This window comes from Pigmentiphaga sp. H8 (assembly GCF_003854895.1).
GTDB lineage: Bacteria > Pseudomonadota > Gammaproteobacteria > Burkholderiales > Burkholderiaceae_B > Pigmentiphaga.
In genome coordinates this window covers 1,709,781-1,725,848 of record NZ_CP033966.1, presented here as the reverse complement: position 1 = coordinate 1,725,848, position 16,068 = coordinate 1,709,781, and the positions used below count along the sequence as shown (strand labels likewise).

16 protein-coding genes are annotated in these 16,068 nt (G+C 66.3%); 2 read left to right on the top strand and 14 right to left on the bottom strand.

Translation table 11 applies throughout. The features are described from left to right. Positions 1-16 precede the first annotated feature (16 nt). Together EGT29_RS08150 and EGT29_RS08145 are read left to right on the top strand one after the other, a co-directional pair. Positions 17-1,000 carry a tripartite tricarboxylate transporter substrate binding protein gene (locus EGT29_RS08150; RefSeq protein ID WP_124688548.1) on the top strand — a complete coding sequence of 328 codons (984 nt, stop codon included), beginning with the start codon at positions 17-19 and terminating at the stop codon, positions 998-1,000. Between the two features lie 22 nt (positions 1,001-1,022). Next, a complete protein-coding gene (locus EGT29_RS08145) occupies positions 1,023-2,006 on the top strand; it encodes a LysR family transcriptional regulator (RefSeq protein WP_124688547.1) in 984 nt (327 codons plus the stop codon). Between the two features lie 11 nt (positions 2,007-2,017). On the opposite strand, the gene EGT29_RS08140 is transcribed toward EGT29_RS08145, so the two are convergent. From EGT29_RS08140 to EGT29_RS08075, 14 genes are all read right to left on the bottom strand, one after another. Next, the gene (locus tag EGT29_RS08140; RefSeq protein WP_124688546.1) at positions 2,018-2,932 is read right to left on the bottom strand and encodes a LysR family transcriptional regulator; all 915 of its coding nucleotides are present in this window, start codon (positions 2,930-2,932) and stop codon (positions 2,018-2,020) included. 144 nt (positions 2,933-3,076) lie between these two features. Then, on the bottom strand, positions 3,077-3,808 hold the full coding sequence (locus EGT29_RS08135; RefSeq protein ID WP_124688545.1) for an ABC transporter ATP-binding protein: 732 nt from the start codon (positions 3,806-3,808) through the stop codon (positions 3,077-3,079). Then, positions 3,805-4,584 (bottom strand): ABC transporter ATP-binding protein, encoded by a 780-nt coding sequence (locus tag EGT29_RS08130; RefSeq protein ID WP_124688544.1) that lies wholly within the window; start codon positions 4,582-4,584, stop codon positions 3,805-3,807. Before EGT29_RS08130 ends, EGT29_RS08135 begins: the two co-directional genes overlap by 4 nt. Next, complete coding sequence (locus EGT29_RS08125; RefSeq protein WP_124688543.1) at positions 4,581-5,813, bottom strand: branched-chain amino acid ABC transporter permease; 1,233 nt, start codon at positions 5,811-5,813, stop codon at positions 4,581-4,583. Before EGT29_RS08125 ends, EGT29_RS08130 begins: the two co-directional genes overlap by 4 nt. Further along, positions 5,810-6,727, bottom strand: a complete 918-nt coding sequence (locus EGT29_RS08120; protein WP_192901803.1) for a branched-chain amino acid ABC transporter permease — start codon at positions 6,725-6,727, stop codon at positions 5,810-5,812. Before EGT29_RS08120 ends, EGT29_RS08125 begins: the two co-directional genes overlap by 4 nt. Positions 6,728-6,765: 38 nt before the next feature. Further along, positions 6,766-7,932, bottom strand: a complete 1,167-nt coding sequence (locus EGT29_RS08115) for a branched-chain amino acid ABC transporter substrate-binding protein (RefSeq protein ID WP_124688542.1) — start codon at positions 7,930-7,932, stop codon at positions 6,766-6,768. Positions 7,933-7,998: 66 nt separating this feature from the next. Then, complete coding sequence (locus EGT29_RS08110) at positions 7,999-8,607, bottom strand: amino acid synthesis family protein (protein ID WP_124688541.1); 609 nt, start codon at positions 8,605-8,607, stop codon at positions 7,999-8,001. Between the two features lie 128 nt (positions 8,608-8,735). Then, positions 8,736-9,686 carry a LysR family transcriptional regulator gene (locus EGT29_RS08105; protein ID WP_124688540.1) on the bottom strand — a complete coding sequence of 317 codons (951 nt, stop codon included), beginning with the start codon at positions 9,684-9,686 and terminating at the stop codon, positions 8,736-8,738. A 49-nt stretch (positions 9,687-9,735) separates the two neighbouring features. Beyond that, complete coding sequence (locus EGT29_RS08100; RefSeq protein WP_124688539.1) at positions 9,736-10,908, bottom strand: acyl-CoA dehydrogenase family protein; 1,173 nt, start codon at positions 10,906-10,908, stop codon at positions 9,736-9,738. A 13-nt stretch (positions 10,909-10,921) separates the two neighbouring features. Continuing rightward, on the bottom strand, positions 10,922-11,899 hold the full coding sequence (locus EGT29_RS08095; protein ID WP_124688538.1) for a tripartite tricarboxylate transporter substrate binding protein: 978 nt from the start codon (positions 11,897-11,899) through the stop codon (positions 10,922-10,924). 23 nt (positions 11,900-11,922) lie between these two features. Further along, positions 11,923-13,476 carry a long-chain-fatty-acid--CoA ligase gene (locus tag EGT29_RS08090; protein ID WP_124688537.1) on the bottom strand — a complete coding sequence of 518 codons (1,554 nt, stop codon included), beginning with the start codon at positions 13,474-13,476 and terminating at the stop codon, positions 11,923-11,925. Beyond that, positions 13,473-13,955: a MaoC/PaaZ C-terminal domain-containing protein gene (locus EGT29_RS08085; RefSeq protein ID WP_124688536.1), complete on the bottom strand. Its 483-nt coding sequence runs from the start codon at positions 13,953-13,955 to the stop codon at positions 13,473-13,475. The genes EGT29_RS08090 and EGT29_RS08085 overlap by 4 nt, the downstream gene beginning before the upstream one ends. Then, positions 13,952-15,064, bottom strand: coding sequence for a mandelate racemase/muconate lactonizing enzyme family protein (locus EGT29_RS08080; RefSeq protein WP_124688535.1), 1,113 nt, complete (start codon positions 15,062-15,064; stop codon positions 13,952-13,954). The genes EGT29_RS08085 and EGT29_RS08080 overlap by 4 nt, the downstream gene beginning before the upstream one ends. Further along, complete coding sequence (locus EGT29_RS08075) at positions 15,064-16,038, bottom strand: tripartite tricarboxylate transporter substrate binding protein (protein ID WP_161567742.1); 975 nt, start codon at positions 16,036-16,038, stop codon at positions 15,064-15,066. Before EGT29_RS08075 ends, EGT29_RS08080 begins: the two co-directional genes overlap by 1 nt. Positions 16,039-16,068 lie beyond the last annotated feature (30 nt).

Here is a 16,068-nt window from a genome sequence, read left to right as displayed (position 1 = left end):
TCCAATGGAGACAGCCGTGTACGACACCCGCAAAATCATTGCCCGCCTCGCCATGCTCGCCACGGCCGTCCTGGGCGCCGGTGCGAACGCCGGCGCCGCCGAGGGGTGCGCCGCGCCCTACATCAAGATGGTCGTACCCAATCCCGCCGGCGGGGTCGGCGACGTCATCAGCCGGGCCATCGCCGAAAAGGCAAGCACCTACCTTGGCAAGACCATCGTGATCGAGAATCGGGCGGGAGCCACCACGACCATAGGCACGGACATCGTCGCCAAGGCGGCGCCGGACGGCTGCACCGTGCTGAGTCTGACCACATCCGGTGTGGTGGCATCGATATTGATGCCCAAGCTTGCCTACGATCTGCAGCGGGATTTCGTACCGATTCTCGGTATCGGTTCCTTTCCCATGGTGGCGGTGGTGTCGGTGGGATCGAAGATCCAGTCCTTCGCCGACCTCGAGAAAGCGGCGAAATCCCCGCAAGGCGTCGTCTACGCCTCCGGCGGGGTGGGCACCCTGGCTCACCTGTCCGCCGCCCGCCTGGTCAACGACTGGGGAGGCACGGCACTGCACGTTCCTTTCCGAGGCAGTGCCGACGCGGTCCAGGCGCTGCTGGGCAATCAAGTACAGCTGTTCTTCTCATCGTCGGCCGAGGCAAGCTCGCTGGCCGCGACCGGCAAGGTACGTTTGCTCGCCATCACCTCGGAAAAGCGGCTGGCCTCGCTGCCCGACGTCCCCACGATGGGTGAACTGGGTTACGGCAACTTCAACCCCCGCTTGTGGTATGCCTTCCTTGCGCCCGCCAGGACACCTCCTGAAGTCGTCGCCCGGCTATACGACGCCTTCGCCAAGGCTGTGACGGACAAGGCGGTACAGGAACGTTTCGCGGGACTGGGCTTTGCCACCGACGCCACCAACTCCGCCTCGGCGACGGCATACATGAAGAGCGAAGCGGAGCGTTGGGGCAAGGTCATCAGGGACAACAACATCCAGGCCAGCCAATAGGCGCCCGCCCGGGAGAGACCGCGTGAATGCTGCCAACGGCGTAAGATGGGAAGACCTGGCACATTTTCCCGAGCTCGTTCCGCACGCGAGAGCCGGCATGGACCCTCGAAAGCTGCTGTACCTCGCCACGATCATCGAGCAGGGCAGCCTGGCCAAGGCGGCCCGGCTGCTGGCCATTTCACAGCCTGCGCTGTCGAAGTCGATGAACCGGCTCGAAGAAGATCTCGGGATGAAGCTGCTGGTCAGGAGCCCGGCGGGCATCGAGCCCACGATGCTCGGAGAACTCATCTACTCGCATGCCCGCCACATCCGCGACGAGATGGATCTCGCCTCGACGAGACTGAAAGGCGACAGGGAGCAGTCCCGCATGATCGTCATCGGCGTCCTGCCCAGCCTTGCCAGCACGGTCATTCCGCTCGCGGTCGCACGATGGAGCGCCCAGCGTCCCGACGTATTGCTCCGGGTCGTCGAGAAAATCCAGGTGGAACTGCTGCTGGGGCTGCTGCGCTGCGAGTTCGATTTCATCGTCGGCCAGACCGAGTTCTATGATTTCTTCCTCGACGGCTTGAAGCAGCGTGTACTCTTCCGGGATCGGCTGTGCATCTTTGCCCGTTCAGGCCACGAGTTGTTCGAGCAGCCCGAGCTTACGTGGGCCAACCTCGCCCGCTATCCCTGGGTCTGCACCGTGATCAGCGGTCCGCAGCGAGGCGCGCTGGAAAAACTCCTGGCCTCGGAGGTCGTCGATAATCCCCGGCACCTGGTGGAATGCGGCTCCATCGATTTCATGAAAACCCTGATCAGCGCCAGCGATCATCTGGCCCTGCTACCCGCGCATTCAGCCGTGGACGACGTGAAAGAAGGAACGATCAAGGCCTTGCCGATCACGGTGCCCGCGCTCAAGCGCGACATCGCCGTCATCTTTCGGGAGCGCGCGCCGCTTACGGACGAAAGCCGTTCGCTTCTCGCCCATGTACAGGAAGTGGGCAGCGAGTTTTCCTGCGTTTGACCGGCAGCGGCCTACTTCCTGGAAGCCGCCGTCCCTATCTTCTCCTGCAGATACGCCGCGATCGTCTCGAACACCACCCGGATATGCGGCAGATACTGCATGTCGCGCTGCACGCTGGCGAACAGCGGCACCTCGGAATACCGGTCCTCGATGATCTTGACCAGCCCCAGCGATTCCGCATTGGCGTAGGACGGCAGCATCACGATGCCCAGACCTTCCTGCGCGGCGAACATCTGCGAGAACATGCTGGTCGCGCGAAAGCCTATCCTGGGCTTCTCGATGATGCTCTCCAGCCAGCGCGCGGCGGGCAGGTACATGGGGTCGTCGATATAGCCGATGAAGAGATCCTCGGCCAGGTCCTCGGGACCGGCAATCCGGCGGTCGCCCAGGTAGGCCGGGCTGGCATACAGCTGGAACGGCACCTCGGCCACGCCGTGCGTGGTCAATGAACCCGAAGGCGGTTCGAAGAAGCTGACGAAGATGTCGGCTTCGCGCCGGGCGATGTCGACGAAATTGGACGTGGTGACGAGATGGACCTCGAGCCCGGGATGCCTGTCCAGCAAGGCCTTCGCGGCGCGGGCGATGAGCAGCGCGCCCACGCCTTCCATCGAGGCGATCACGACGCGGCCGCTGACGGACTGCCCCTGCGCCGTGATGCCCTGGATCTCGTGGAGCATGGCTTCCATGCGTTCCAGACGGACCAGGACGTCGCGTCCCATGGGCGTGAGCTGCAAGCCCTTGCGGTCGCGCTTGAACAGCGCGGAGCCGGCGCTGTATTCGACCTGCGCCAGCCTGCGGCTGACCGTGGACTGGTCGACGCCCAGGCGCCTAGCGGCCGATTCCAGCGAACCACCCCGGGCAACCTCGAGCAGGGCACGCAGCTGATCCCAGCCGAGCTGCTCGAATGAGAAAGACTTGGTGGCCATGGTCTCATGCATAGCATTCCCGGATGCCTGGCAGCCACCAGGCAAACCGGCTCGTGTGCCTTACGCTCGATGGAGGCGGCTGCAAGCACAAGGCACGACAGGACGTAGCGGCCTTATGTTATCAGACGCCCTGCGGACCTTCGGTCAATGCGCCGCGGCCTCGGCACCGAAATAGGCGTTGCCCACCTCGGCGCTGTCGCGCAGGCGCTCGCTCGTGCCCTCGACGGCAACGGCGCCCTGGGAGATCACATAGCCGTAGTGCGAGACCTCCAGCGTCTGCTTCACGTTCTGCTCCACCAGCAGGATCGCGCAGTCGTCGCAGCACAGTTCGCGGATCAGCCTGAAGTTCTCCTTGACGAACAAGGGCGACAACCCCAGCGACGGTTCGTCGATCACCAGCAATCGGGGATTGCTCATCAGGCCCCGCCCTATCGACAGCATCGAACGTTCGCCCCCGGACAAGGTGCCGGCGAACTGGCCGCGCCGTTCGGCCAGCCGGGGGAACAAGGCCATGACCCGCTCCAGGCGGGCGGCGATTTTCGCGGGAGACCGCTCCAGGTAGGCGCCCGCCATCAGGTTGTCGAGTACGGACATGCGCGGAAAGACGCGATTGCCTTCCGGAATGGCCGCCAGGCCCTGGGCGACGATGCGGTGGGTGTCCCACCCCGTGATGTCTTGCCCGCGAAAGCGCACCCGGCCCCGGCGGACCGGAACCAGCCCGAAGATGGCCTTGATCAGCGTGCTCTTGCCCACGCCATTGGCCCCGAGCAGGCAGGTGATGCGGCCTTCTTCCGCTTGCACGCAAACGCCTTCGAGCACGTTCGCGCTGCCGTATCCGACGACCAGGTCTTCCACCGCCAAGAGCTGGGTGTTCATGCGTCCTCTCCTAGATACGCCTTGCGGACCTGGGGGTCGGCGACCACGGTGCGATAGCTGCCCTCGCAGATCTTCCTGCCGAAGTTCAGGACCACGCACCGCTGGCTGACCCGCTCGATGACCTGCATCTCGTGTTCGATCAGCACGATGGACAATTCCGGCGACTCGCGCTGGAAACCCGTGACGTCGTCCATCAGGCGGAAGGTCTCGTCGTGCGTCATCCCGGCCGACGGCTCGTCCAGCAGCAGGAGCCGGGGCTCGCCCAGCAGCGCGCGGCACAGTTCGATGCGCCGCCGGTCGATCATGTTGAAGCGGCCCGCGGGCTCGAACAAGTGGTCAGCGATATAAGGATTGAAGCGGGCGCACAGATCGCGCGCCGCGCCCATGAAGGCGGCAAGGGACCGCTGCGCCGCCCCGCGTGCGAACAAGGTGCGGAACAAACCGTTGGGCAGCCGGTTGTGCGCGCCCACCAGCAGGTTGTCGAACACCGACAGCTCCAGCATCAGCCGGCAGCGCTGGAAACTGCGAGCGATTCCGGCGTGGTTGATCTCGCTCGGCGCCTTCCGGAACAAGTCCTTGTCGCCGAAGCGGATGGCACCCGAGGCGGGTTTGTAGAGGCCGGTCACGACGTTGAAGAAGGTCGTCTTGCCGGATCCGTTCGGCCCCAGCAGCCCCACCACCTCTCCCGGGCGCACCTCCAGGCTGAAGGCGTCCAGGGCCACCAGGCCGCCGAAGCGCATGGTCACGTCGCTGCAAACCAGGGTCCGGTCATTCATGAACGTTCCTCCATCACCGAAAAATCGCGCATCCGGCGCGGCACCAGGCCCTTGGGACGGAACAGCAGAACCGCGACGACGAACACCGAGAAGATCAACACGCGATACTCCTGCAGCGAGTGCAGCTTTTCGGGCAGCAGGATCACGAGCACGGCGGCGATCAGCGAGCCCCAGCTGTTGCCGATGCCGCCCAGGATCACGATGGAGATCAGCAGCAGCGACTGCTCGAAGGTGGCGCCGGCCGGGCTGACGAAACTGGTCAGCCCCGCATACACCGCGCCCGCGATGCCGATCAGGAAATTGCCCAGCAGGAAAGCCGTGATCTTCCAGCGCTGCGGATTGACGCCGAAGGTCGAGCCGACCAGTTCGTCGCTGCGCGTGGCGTCCAGGTTCACGCCTATCGCCGACCACTCGATCGCGTGGGCCACCAGCGAAGACAGCAGGAAAACCGCCAGCGCGAGCAGGCCATAGGCGAAGTAGAAGGACACCTCGCGCCCCGCCACCTCGAAGCCGCTGCCCATGTCCCAGCCCAGTATCGTCAACGGCGGAACCTGCAAGCCTTGCGCGCCGCCCAGTTGTTCGTTGACCTGCAGGAAGGAGCTGCAGAGGATGCCGAAGGCGATCGTGACCAGGGCCGAGTAATAGCCGCGGGTCCGCAGCACCGGCAACAGCAGGACCGCGCCGATTGCGGCGGCCACCACGCCGCCGGCCAGGATGGCCAGGAAATGCGGCAGCGCCGTGCTCTTGGCCAGGACCGCCAGCGTGTATCCGCCGCAGGCGAAAAAGGCCGCGCCCGCGAAATTGGCCAGGCCGGTCAGGCCGGTCTGGATGTTGATGCCGGCACAGGCCGCCGCGAACAGCAGCACGGTGGAGATCATCAGCAGCACGTAGTGTTCGCCGTGGAAGGCGACCAAGAGAACCGTCGCGGCCCCGGCAACGACCAGCCGGGCAGCCCATGGGCGCCGGTCCGAGAACGCCCCCGCCTCGCCGATGATCCCGGCGCGCAGGCCCCACCACCAGAGTCCCCCGGCCGCCACCAGCGTGCCGGCCAGGGCAAGCTCCGACTCCAGGGCCAGGATGCAGGCCAGCACGAGCACGCCCGCTACCGCCACCATGAAGAACGCCACGGCCCGGCGATCGGACCGTGATGCCCGCGAGGCGAGCGGTTGGGGAGCCGGCAGGCGCCAGTCGGCTTTCCCGACTTTCCGGGCCGAAAGTTGGTGGTTCATACGCGCTCCTCGAAACGCTCGCGCAGCAGGCCCGTCGGGCGGACAGCGATGATGCAGATCATCATGGCGAAGGCGAACACGTCCTTGTAGGCGCTGGGAATGGGCAGCGCGACGGTCGCCAGGATCTGCAGGCCGGAAAACAGGAAGCCGCCGACCACGGCGCCCATCAGGCTGCCCAGCCCGCCGACCACCGCGGCGCAGAAGCCGATCACGCCCAGCATCAGCCCCATGTTGAACATGACCTGGCGGTAATAGAGCCCGGACATGATGCCGGCCAGCGCGCCCAGGCACGATCCCAGCACGAAGGTCAGGATCACCACCTGTTTGAAGTGGATGCCCATGAAGCGCGCGGTCTCCTCGTCCTGCGCGACGCCGCGCACGGCCAGCCCCAGCCGCGTACGGCTCAGCAGGAAGTGCGTACCGAAGATGGCCAGCACGCCCGCGGCCATGATGATCAGGCTGCTGACCCGCAGGCTGACGCCGGCGAAGGTCATCAGTTCGTCGGGCAGCACCATGGGAAACGGACTGGGGTTGGAGCCGCCGGGCACGAACAGGCGCAGCGCCTCGCGGATCGCGGTGCCGGTCATCAAGGTGATGAGCAGGACGTTGATCGGGGACGCCTGCCGCAGCGGCATGACCAGATAGCGTCCGATCAGCGCGCCGGCGGCGCCGGTGGCCAGCACCGCGAGCGCGATCATGCCCAGGACCGGTCCCACGCCCGTGGCCCCCGCGGCGACGGCCAGCAGGATGCCGGCCAGGCCGGCGTACCCGCCCAATGCCACCACGTCTCCGTGGGCGAACTGGACGACGTCGACCACGCCGAAGTAAAGCGAGAACCCCACGGCAACGATCGAGTAGATCAAGCCCAGCATCAGGAAATTGACGAGATGCTGGAAAGCGAACGAGATTTCCATGTCTTGCGCCTGCCTGTTCCGGTTGATCGGGGGACGCGCTACTTCGCCTCCTTGGCGTACTTGCTGTCGGGCCAGTACACCCACTTTCCGTCCTGCACCACGTACTGGTGGGCATTGGTGATGTTCTGGCGGTGGTCGTCGAAGTTGATGACGCCGACCAGGCTGTCGTAGTTGCGGGTGGCGTTCAGCGTGTCGCGGACCTTCGCGCGGTTCGGCCCCACCTTCTCGATCGCGTCCATCAGCAACTGGGCCGCACTGTAGGCGAAGGGACCGTACGCATCCGGCTCCTCCTTGAATCCCGCGGCGCGATAGGCCGCCAGGAACTCCTTGCCCTTGGCGTACTTGTCGATCGGCGCCCCGTTGTGGAAAGACACGACGCCTTCGGCGACCTTGGGCCCCACGCCGGCGATGAACCCTTCGTTCAGGATGCCCGACACACCGATGAAAGGCGTCGAGATGCCGATGCGCTGCATCTGCGCCCGGATCGCCACGCCCTGCGGCGTCAGCCCGCCGAACCAGATGACGTCCGGCTTGCCGCCGGCGGCCGCGGTCAGCTCCGCCGAGAAATCCTGCTGGGTCACGTCGACGCCGTAGGATCCGGTCACCGTCACGTCCGGGTACTGCTTCAGGAACTCCGTGAAGTGCACGCTCTGGCCCTTGCCGTAGTCGGTCGTGTCGTAGATGACCGCCACCCGCTTGAATCCGGACTTGTGCACGTACTCGGCCGCGAGCTTGCCCTCGTTGATCATCGTCCCGTTGACGCGGTGGATTTCCTTGTGGTTGTTGCCGTAGGTGATCTCGGGCAGGACGGCGCCCCACACCACCATGGGCAGGCCAAAGCGATGGAAGGTGTCCACCGTCACGATGGCGACCGCCGAGCAATAGTGGGCGACGGCACCGATAATGGAACGATCGGTGGCCGCCCGGGTCACCACCTGCACCCCCACGTTGGGCTTGCATTCATCGTCCAGCTTGACCAGCTCCACCCGGTACTTCCTGGACGGATCGGCGTTGTGCTGGTCCACCGCGAGCTGGGCGGAGTTCCTGCCGCCCAGGCCGGTGGACGACACGCCACCGGTCAGCGGCCCGATGAAAGCGATCTTGACGGTGTCCTTGGCCAGGGCGTGCCCCGTGCCCAGGACGAACAGCGCAGCCATGGCGCAGCGCGCCAGCCTGCCGGTGATGCCGGGTTCCTCGCGATTCATGTTGTCTCCTTGGGTGGTCCGGTGCCTGGCCCGTCTGCGCGGGCTGCACCGGTGGGATACGCTCCTTTACTTCCTGATGTCGGCCACGAGCCTGGCGACCTGTTCGGCGCTGGCTCCCCTGACCCGTGCATTGATCCGGACCGTGCCGAAGCCGACGAAAAGCACCAGCTCGTCGGGCAGGGGCGCGCCTGGAACAGATACCACGATCCCGTCCATGGCGTCATAGTCCCAGGCATCCTCGGCGCCGCCGAACACCACGTCGATCGACGCCCCGGCGGACGCGACCTTGGCATTGCCGGGGATCAGCGCCGGGCCCGCGCCCAGGCCCTTGCGCATCGACAGCCCGAGCCGCGGGTGGATCATGGCGGCGCCATGCTCGGACTCGCCGTTCACGCCGACGATGATGGCCTTGCCGTAGGCACGCGGACGCTCCTGGCCCGCGAAGCGCGCCAGCACGCGTTCGGTCAGCAGCGCGCCGATCTCGGTCGAGATGTCCACCAGGTGATCCAGGTCTTCCTTCGAGGCCGCGCCTCGTCCGGCATAGGGATTCTTGAAGACCGCCGCTGCCACCACGTGGCGGGAAGGCCGGCTGGCGCCCTGCCCGGCCTCGCTCAGGATTTCTCGTTCGAATACGTGCAGTTGCCGGATGGTCGGCAAGGCGGAGGGGTGCCCCATGTGTCTCTCCAATTCAGGTTCTGGTCATGGCCGGGAAGGCTGGACAGAACCTTATGCCTGGAGCGGCGAGGCGTCACGCTGCATAGATGCAAGGAAGCTTGCACTTTTCCGCGTATGCGAACGGGCCGTCACGGCAGGTGCGGGCCCTTCTCCAGAAACAGGTCCGCGAAAACGCCGCGCACCCAGCGGGTGCCGGCATCCTGGTGGCTGCGCTCATGCCAGAACTGCTTGACCTCGAACTCCGGCACCTCGAAAGGCAGCGGCAGCATCTTGACGTGACGCCAGGGCATCATGAGACGCGCCACGGTACCGGGGATGACCACCAGCAATTCGGTGGCGGCCAGGATTTCCGGCACGATGGTGAAATGCGGCACGCGCAGGGCGATGTGGCGGCGCAGCCCGTTCTTCTCCAGGTATTGCTCGATCAGCGTCGTGGTCGAGGAATGCAGGGAGGCGCGGCTATACCGCGTCCCCGCCGGTTCGATCATGATGTGCGATTCATCACTGAAGCTCTGGAGGCTGAGCGATGCCCCGATGCGCGGGTGGTCCGACCTCAACAGGCAGACGTGGCGATCGCTGAATAGGCGTTGCTGGTAGAAACCCGCATTCAAGCCGGGCAGGAACCCCACCGCAAGGTCGGCATCCCCGGATTCCAGCGCTTCACGGTAGCTCTCGCGCGGCAGTTGCAGTATGCGCAGCCCGACACCCGGCGCCACCTTCTTCAAATGCTGCATCAAGCGCGGCAGGTAAACCACTTCGCCGATGTCGCTCAACAGGATCTGGAAGATCCGCTCGGACCGCGCCGGATCGAACGCCACGGCCTCCTCCAGCCCCGCGCGCATGATGGCCAGCCCCGCGCGCACGCTGGGAGCGATGCGCTGCGCGAACGGCGTGGGTTCCATTCCGGTCTTGACGCGGACGAACAACGGATCGCCGCACAAGTGCCGCAAGCGGGTCAGGGCATGGCTCATCGACGGCTGGGACAGGCCCACCCGCTGGCCGGCCCGGGTAACGTTGCGCTCCTGCATCATCGCGTCGAAAGCCACCAACAGGTTCAGATCGATGCTCTCGATGTTCATTGCCGCCCTCCGTGGAATGCGATCGATCGCTGGCGGCAACACGGCCTGTTCAAGTCTCGAAGCGATTGGCTCCGTACCGGCCGGACAGCGCTCCCGACGCAATGATCATCCGCTGCATTTCGGAAGAACCCTCGGTAATGGTGCGGCTGCGCGCATCTCGATACATGAGTTCCAGCGGCAATTCGCGGGACAACCCCAAGCCGCCGTGGATCTGGATGGCCCGGTCGACGACGCGTATCAACATTTCGTCCGCGTAGAGCTTCACCGCCGACGCCTCGAGATGATAGTCCAGTCCGCGGTCGGCCTTCCATGCCGCATGCAGCACCATGGACCTGGCGGCATGGAGTTCCACCATGGAATCGGCGATCATCCACTGGATGGCCTGGCGCCGGGCCAGGGGCTGCCCGAACGTACTGCGTTCGTTGGCATAGGCGATCGCCATGTCCAGGGCCCGCTGCGCGCGGCCCAGCGCTTTCGGGCCGTGGATGAGGCGGCCCATGTCGAGGAACTCGCGCGCCAGCTCCCAGCCCTGGCCCGCCGTGCCCACCATCCGGTCCGCCGGGACCCGGACGTTGTCGAATAGCAGTTCCCACGGCCGGTCCGGCGACATCAGCTGGAAGCTCTGGCCCAGCCGCATCCCCGGCGTGTCACGATCGACCAGGAAGCAACTGATGCCCAGTTCCTGCCCGTCCTTGATGGTCCGCGCGAACACCTGCGCGAAATCCGCCTTGTCGGCGCCGGTGATGAAGATCTTGGCGCCGTTGAGGACAAAGTGACCGCCGTCGGCGACCGCGGTCGTCCGCATGCCGGAGGGATCCGATCCCGCTCCCGGTTCGGTCAGCGCGAAACAGGTACGTTTCTCTCCCCGGGCAACGGGCAGCAGGTACGCCTCTTTCTGCTCCTGGCTGCCATGGAACAATACCGGCCCCAGGTAAGGCGTCAGCACCGTGGGAGCGCGGAACGACGGCACGTTGCACCGGGCCAGTTCCTCGAACACGACACACATGCCGACCACGCCGACCCCGCCTCCTCCCACCTCTTCCGGCAGGTCGAAGGCCCAGAAGCCCAGGTCCTTGGCCTTGTCCTGCAGCCGCTGCCGGACGTCGTCGGGAATGTCATGCTCGTTGGCGTAGCTTCCCTCCAGCGGCAACAACTCCTTTTCCACGAAACGGCGCACGGCGTCGCGCAGCATGCGCAGTTCCGGTTCCAGCTCGAAATCCATCGGTCTTCTCCAGCTAGTCCAGTTTCACCTTGGCATTGCGGATGCTCGCCTCGTACTCGGCCCTGTCGCGGGCCAGGAAACGCCCGAACTCCTCGGGTCCCTGGTTCAACGGCTCGAGCCCGACGCCCGTCACGTACTTATCCAGGAAAGCCGGCTGCGAGACCACGGCCGACACGTCGGCGGCGATCCTGCTCACGATGCCGTCCGGCGTGTCCCTGGGCGCGACCAGTCCGAACCAGGCTTGCGAAACCATCTTCGGAAACCCCAGTTCCGCGAACGTCGGCGCGGCGGGAAAAGCGGCGATCCGCCGCGGCGCCGCGACCGCCAGCAGCCTGACCTTGTCCCCCTCGACCATGGGAATGGATGGCGGCACGCCTACCCATGCCACGTCGATCTGGCCGCCAACCAGGGCGGCCATGACGTCGGCGACGCCCTTGTAGGGAACGTGATTCATCCGGATGCCCGCCAGCGAAGAAAAGGTCTCGGCATCGAGCTGTGCCTTGCTTCCCACGCCATACGAGCCGTAGGTCACCTCTCCCGGACGCGCCTTGGCGCGTGCCACGAGCGCCTCCACGCTGGCCAGTCCGGACTTCCTGCTCGCCAGCAGGATTTCCCGCGTCTGCACGAGATTGACCAGCGGCACGAAATCCTTGACCGGATCGTAGGAAAGCTTGCGATAGAGATACTGGTTGGAGGAGAGCGTCGGGTCGTTGGCCATCAGCAGCGTGTAGCCATCCGGCGCCGCCCGGGCCACGTGTTCGGCGGCGATGATGGTGTTGGCGCCGGGCTTGTTCTCGACGATGACCGGCTGCGACCAGCGGGTCGTCAGTTCCTGGGCGACGCCCCGCGCCACGACATCGGCCAGGCCGCCGGCGGTGAAGGGCACGATGATGCGTACCATTCTGGCGGGAAACGCCTCGCCATGCGCCGCTCCGGCTGCCGCGCACCCTACCAGCGCGGCAACGCGCGCGAGAATCCTGCGTACGTTCATGTTCGTCTCCTTGGTCTGTCTGCTCAGGCGACCTGCCTGGCCTTGTCTGCCCAGTACGGCGCGCGCAATGCCTTCTTGTCGATCTTGTTCGTGCTCGGCAGGCGTGGCAGCGCAGCCATGAATTCGATGCTGCGCGGCTTCTTGTAGCTGGCGAGCCGCTGGCGGCAATGTTCGATCAGCGTGCGCTCGTCGGCCTGCCCGCCTGCCTTCAGGGCGACGAAAGCCTTCACCGACTCCCCCCACTTCTCGTCGGGCACGCCGATCACCGCCGCCTCCAGGACCGCGGGGTGAAGCAGCAACGCCTCCTCCACTTCCCGCGAATAGATGTTTTCGCCGCCGGAGATGATCATGTCCTTCTTGCGATCAACGATGAACAGGTAGTGGTCCTCGTCGAAGTAGCCGAGATCGCCCGTCTTCATCCACCCGCCGTCGAGCGCCGCCGCGGTCTCCGCCGGCTTGCCCCAATAGCCTTGCATGATGGCGGCCGAGCGCATCGCGATTTCCCCGATGTCCCCCTGTTCCTGTTCCCGGCCCTGCTCGTCGACGATCCGGATCTCCACTCCGGGTATCGGCTGGCCGGCCGACGCCATGCGGCCAGCCTGCGCCGAGTTTCCCTCCGGCTCGTGCTGGTGTTTCAGGAGCGCGCTGCCGGGCCCGTGCTCGGTCATCCCATAGACCTGCATGAAGATCCGGCCAAGCGCGCGATGCGCCCGCCGGGACAGCGCCACCGACATCGGCGCGGAGGCATAGCAGACCGTGTTCAGGCTGGACAGATCCACGGCCTGCCTTTCCTGCTCGTCCAGCAGGGCCTGGATCATGATCGGCGCGAAGTGGGCGGCCGTCACGCGATGGCGCGCCATGCTGTCCAGGATCTCGCGTGCGTCGAACCGGCGGTGCAGCACGATCGTCGCGCCGCAGATCAGGTAGCTGAGCAACTCGGTGGTGCCCCCTATGTGATAGGCGGGCATGACGATGAGCATGCGATCCGTGGGCTGCGCGCCGTGCGACAGCGCCAGCATGCGGGCCTGCTCCACCTGCCCGGCGTTGCCCAGCATGACCCCCTTGGCGGCGCCGGTGGTGCCGCTGGTATAGATCAGGAACACCGTGTCATCGTCCCGGGCGCGCAGCGGCGGCGGCACGGCGTCCGCGCGGGCGATGGCCGCCTCGTAGCCCGAATCCCCCGCGTCGCCGCCCAATTTCATGATCCGGGCCTGCGCAGGCAAGGCGGTGCGCAGCTCCCGCACCCGTTCCTCGTACTCCGGGTCATAGACCAGCAGGGCGGGAGCGCAATCACGCAGGATGGCCGCCTGATCCGCCGCCGACAGCCGGTAGTTCATCCCGACCGCGATGAATCCGCACAGGCCCGCCACACAGTACATTTCCATGTACTCGGGACAGTTCTGGGCCAGGATCGCAATGCGGTCGCCACGCGCCAGACCCTGGGCGAGCAATGCATTGCCGAGCCGCCTGACCCTTTGCCCGAACTCCCCGTGCGTGATGGCGCGGCCTTCGAAAAGAAAGGCCGGATGGTCGCGCAGACAGCGTGCGTTGTGGTCGACGATGTCGCCGAGAATCATGATTGTTCCCCCCTGGATGAGAGCCGCAGCATGGTTCCTCCATGCCCTTCCTGAAACAACTCCCCGTCCGGGCCGAGCAGCTCGAAGCGCCTGTCCACCACCGCCCGCAGGCCATCGGAAGTCACCCGTTTGCCGCTGATCGTCGCCCGGACGCGCACCGTGTGCCCCACCCGCAACGGCCGCCGGTATCGCCAATCGGCCAGGCCGATCGCGCCGACCACCGGATCCGCGAACGCGGGCAGTTGCGTCGCCATGCCCATCGCCAGCAGGATGCCGTAGGGGCCCTGGAACATCGGTCCCGGCATGCCTGCCGCACGGCAGAACTCGACGTCGGCGTGTATGGGGTGCCAGTCTCCGCTCAACATGCAGGCCAGGGAAAGATCGGTCTGCGTCAACGTGCGGGCGCTTCCCTCGTAGCGCTCGCCCACGACCAGTTCGTCATAGGCGATGGCATGCATGCCCATCCGGATATCGCTCATGACGGCACCTTGAAATCTTTCATGGCTTCCCAGTCCACGAGCTCCGCAACGGACGGCGTCTCGGGCAGGGCCACCACGCCGTCGACGATCGCCGGCACGTGCCCGACGTACTGCTCCCGCATGGACAGGAACCAGCTCAGCTCGGCGGGTAGCGAGCCCGCCGGCAGCGTCGCGGCGAACTGCAGGCCGCTCCACGTGCCCATGGCGCTCTCGCCCATGAGGCCCGCTACCGTGCCGGCCCGTGCCCGGGCGGCAAGATCGCGCATCGCCTGCGCATCCGAAAGGCCGAAGCGCCCCGGTTTCGCGCTCAGGATGCCGGCGCCGCGCTCCAGGAAAAGCCGGGCGTCCCGCGTCGAGGCCATCCCGAAATCGACCAGCAGCGGCAGGCCCGCGTCCCGCTGCAGGGCCTGGAACGCGCCATCCGGGGACAAGGGCGAAGGATCTTCCACGACCTCCACGCCTTCCTGCGCCATGGCCCGCACGTAGTCCGCAGCGTCTTCGAACGGATAGGCGCCATTGGCATCCACATACAGGCGCGTGGCATCGCCCAGTTCCCGGCGTACCGCCGCCAGGCTGGCCCGGTCCAGATGCAGCCCCTGCCCACCCTTGATCTTCAGGGTCCGGAAGCCATGGGCCTGCACCATCGCGGCGGCCTCGCGCGCCATGGCGTCGGGCGCCTGCCGGGTAACGGCCCAGGACAGTTCGACCTCGGACCGCCCTTGCCACAACCGCCACAATGGCCGCCCCTGGCGGGACGCTTCCCAGTCCCAGCATGCGTTGTCGATCAACGCCTTGGCGACGGTGTTTCCCGGGATGGCATCGAGTACGCCGCGCAATGACTGCGGACCTGACAATCCCGTTTGCCGGACCAAGGGCTCGAACACCTCGCGCAGCGTGGCGACGAGACTGGCTGCCGTGGCGCCGACCCACGTCGGCTTGACCACGACCTCGGCCGCCCCCGCCGCGCCGGACTCGGTCTCGATGCGCAGGATCACGAACTGCGCGGCCGCCTCGGTCATGTCGCTCCAGCGGACCTCGCGTCCATAGGCAAGGCTGCGGACGAACACCTCCCAGCGCACGATGCGCTCGGCCCGACGGCTCCCGTCCATCAGTCCACCCTTGCGCCCGACGCCTCGATCAGCGCCTTCCACTTCGGTGATTCGGCCGCGACGTAGGCGGTCAGGTCTTTGGCATCGAGGTAGTGCGGTTCCGCGCCCAGCTGCTGGAGTCTTTCACGCACGTCGGCCTGGGCCAGGATGCGCTCGACCTGCGCACTCAGGCGGTCGACGATCTGCGTGGGCGTATCCTTGGGCGCGAACAGGGCGTACCAGCCCAGCACATCGAATCCCGGATAGCCTGCCTCGGCCACGGTCGGCAGATCGGGAGCGAGCGACGTCCGTGCGCTCGACGTCACGGCCAGCGCGCGCAGGCGGCCCGCCTGCACCTGCTTCATCACGGCAGGCACGGTAAAGAAGGTCATGGAGACGTCGCCGGCGATGACGCTCGTCACCGCGTCCGGTCCGGTCTTGTACGGCACGTGCTTGAAGCGAACTCCGGCCATGCTCTGCAACAAGGCCCCCGCCAGGTGTCCCGACGTGCCGTTGCCGGCCGACGAATAGGTCAGCTCATCGGGCTTCTCGCGCGCCAGCGCCACGAGTTCCGCCACCGATCGCACGGGCAGTTCGCGATTGACGACCAGCAGGTTCGGCGCAATGGCGACCATGGCGGCGGGCGGCACGTCGCGCATCGGGTCATACGGAAGGTTCTTGTACAGATGCGGCCCGACCGAGTGCGTCGGACTACCGCTCATCAGCCATACGTAGCCGTCCGCCGGCGAACGGGCCACCTGGGCCGCACCCACATGCCCGCCCGCCCCCGGCTTGTTCTCGACGATGAACGGCTGGCCGAAGGCCGCCTCCAGTTTTTGCGCGAGCAGGCGGGCGACGATGTCGGCGGTTCCGCCCGCCCCCGACGAGACGACGATGCGTACCGGCCGATCCGGCCACCCGGCCGCGCCCGCCTGGCCGGCGGCAACCGCCAGGCCCAGCGCGCACAGCGCCCCCGTGAAGCGTGCCAACTTCATCGTCATCCCCTTCGTGCGGAAAGATCCGCG

Bases quoted from the DNA above. Each gene is read 5' to 3' on its own strand.
- EGT29_RS08130 (WP_124688544.1), bottom strand. From the start codon at position 4,584: ATGAATGACCGGACCCTGGTTTGCAGCGACGTGACCATGCGCTTCGGC.
- EGT29_RS08090 (WP_124688537.1), bottom strand. From the start codon at position 13,476: ATGATTCTCGGCGACATCGTCGACCACAACGCACGCTGTCTGCGCGAC.
- EGT29_RS08135 (WP_124688545.1), bottom strand. From the start codon at position 3,808: ATGAACACCCAGCTCTTGGCGGTGGAAGACCTGGTCGTCGGATACGGC.
- EGT29_RS08085 (WP_124688536.1), bottom strand. From the start codon at position 13,955: ATGAGCGATATCCGGATGGGCATGCATGCCATCGCCTATGACGAACTG.
- EGT29_RS08110 (WP_124688541.1), bottom strand. From the start codon at position 8,607: ATGGGGCACCCCTCCGCCTTGCCGACCATCCGGCAACTGCACGTATTC.
- EGT29_RS08120 (WP_192901803.1), bottom strand. From the start codon at position 6,727: ATGGAAATCTCGTTCGCTTTCCAGCATCTCGTCAATTTCCTGATGCTG.
- EGT29_RS08125 (WP_124688543.1), bottom strand. From the start codon at position 5,813: ATGAACCACCAACTTTCGGCCCGGAAAGTCGGGAAAGCCGACTGGCGC.
- EGT29_RS08115 (WP_124688542.1), bottom strand. From the start codon at position 7,932: ATGAATCGCGAGGAACCCGGCATCACCGGCAGGCTGGCGCGCTGCGCC.
- EGT29_RS08095 (WP_124688538.1), bottom strand. From the start codon at position 11,899: ATGAACGTACGCAGGATTCTCGCGCGCGTTGCCGCGCTGGTAGGGTGC.
- EGT29_RS08140 (WP_124688546.1), bottom strand. From the start codon at position 2,932: ATGGCCACCAAGTCTTTCTCATTCGAGCAGCTCGGCTGGGATCAGCTG.
- EGT29_RS08100 (WP_124688539.1), bottom strand. From the start codon at position 10,908: ATGGATTTCGAGCTGGAACCGGAACTGCGCATGCTGCGCGACGCCGTG.
- EGT29_RS08105 (WP_124688540.1), bottom strand. From the start codon at position 9,686: ATGAACATCGAGAGCATCGATCTGAACCTGTTGGTGGCTTTCGACGCG.
- EGT29_RS08075 (WP_161567742.1), bottom strand. From the start codon at position 16,038: ATGAAGTTGGCACGCTTCACGGGGGCGCTGTGCGCGCTGGGCCTGGCG.
- EGT29_RS08080 (WP_124688535.1), bottom strand. From the start codon at position 15,064: ATGGACGGGAGCCGTCGGGCCGAGCGCATCGTGCGCTGGGAGGTGTTC.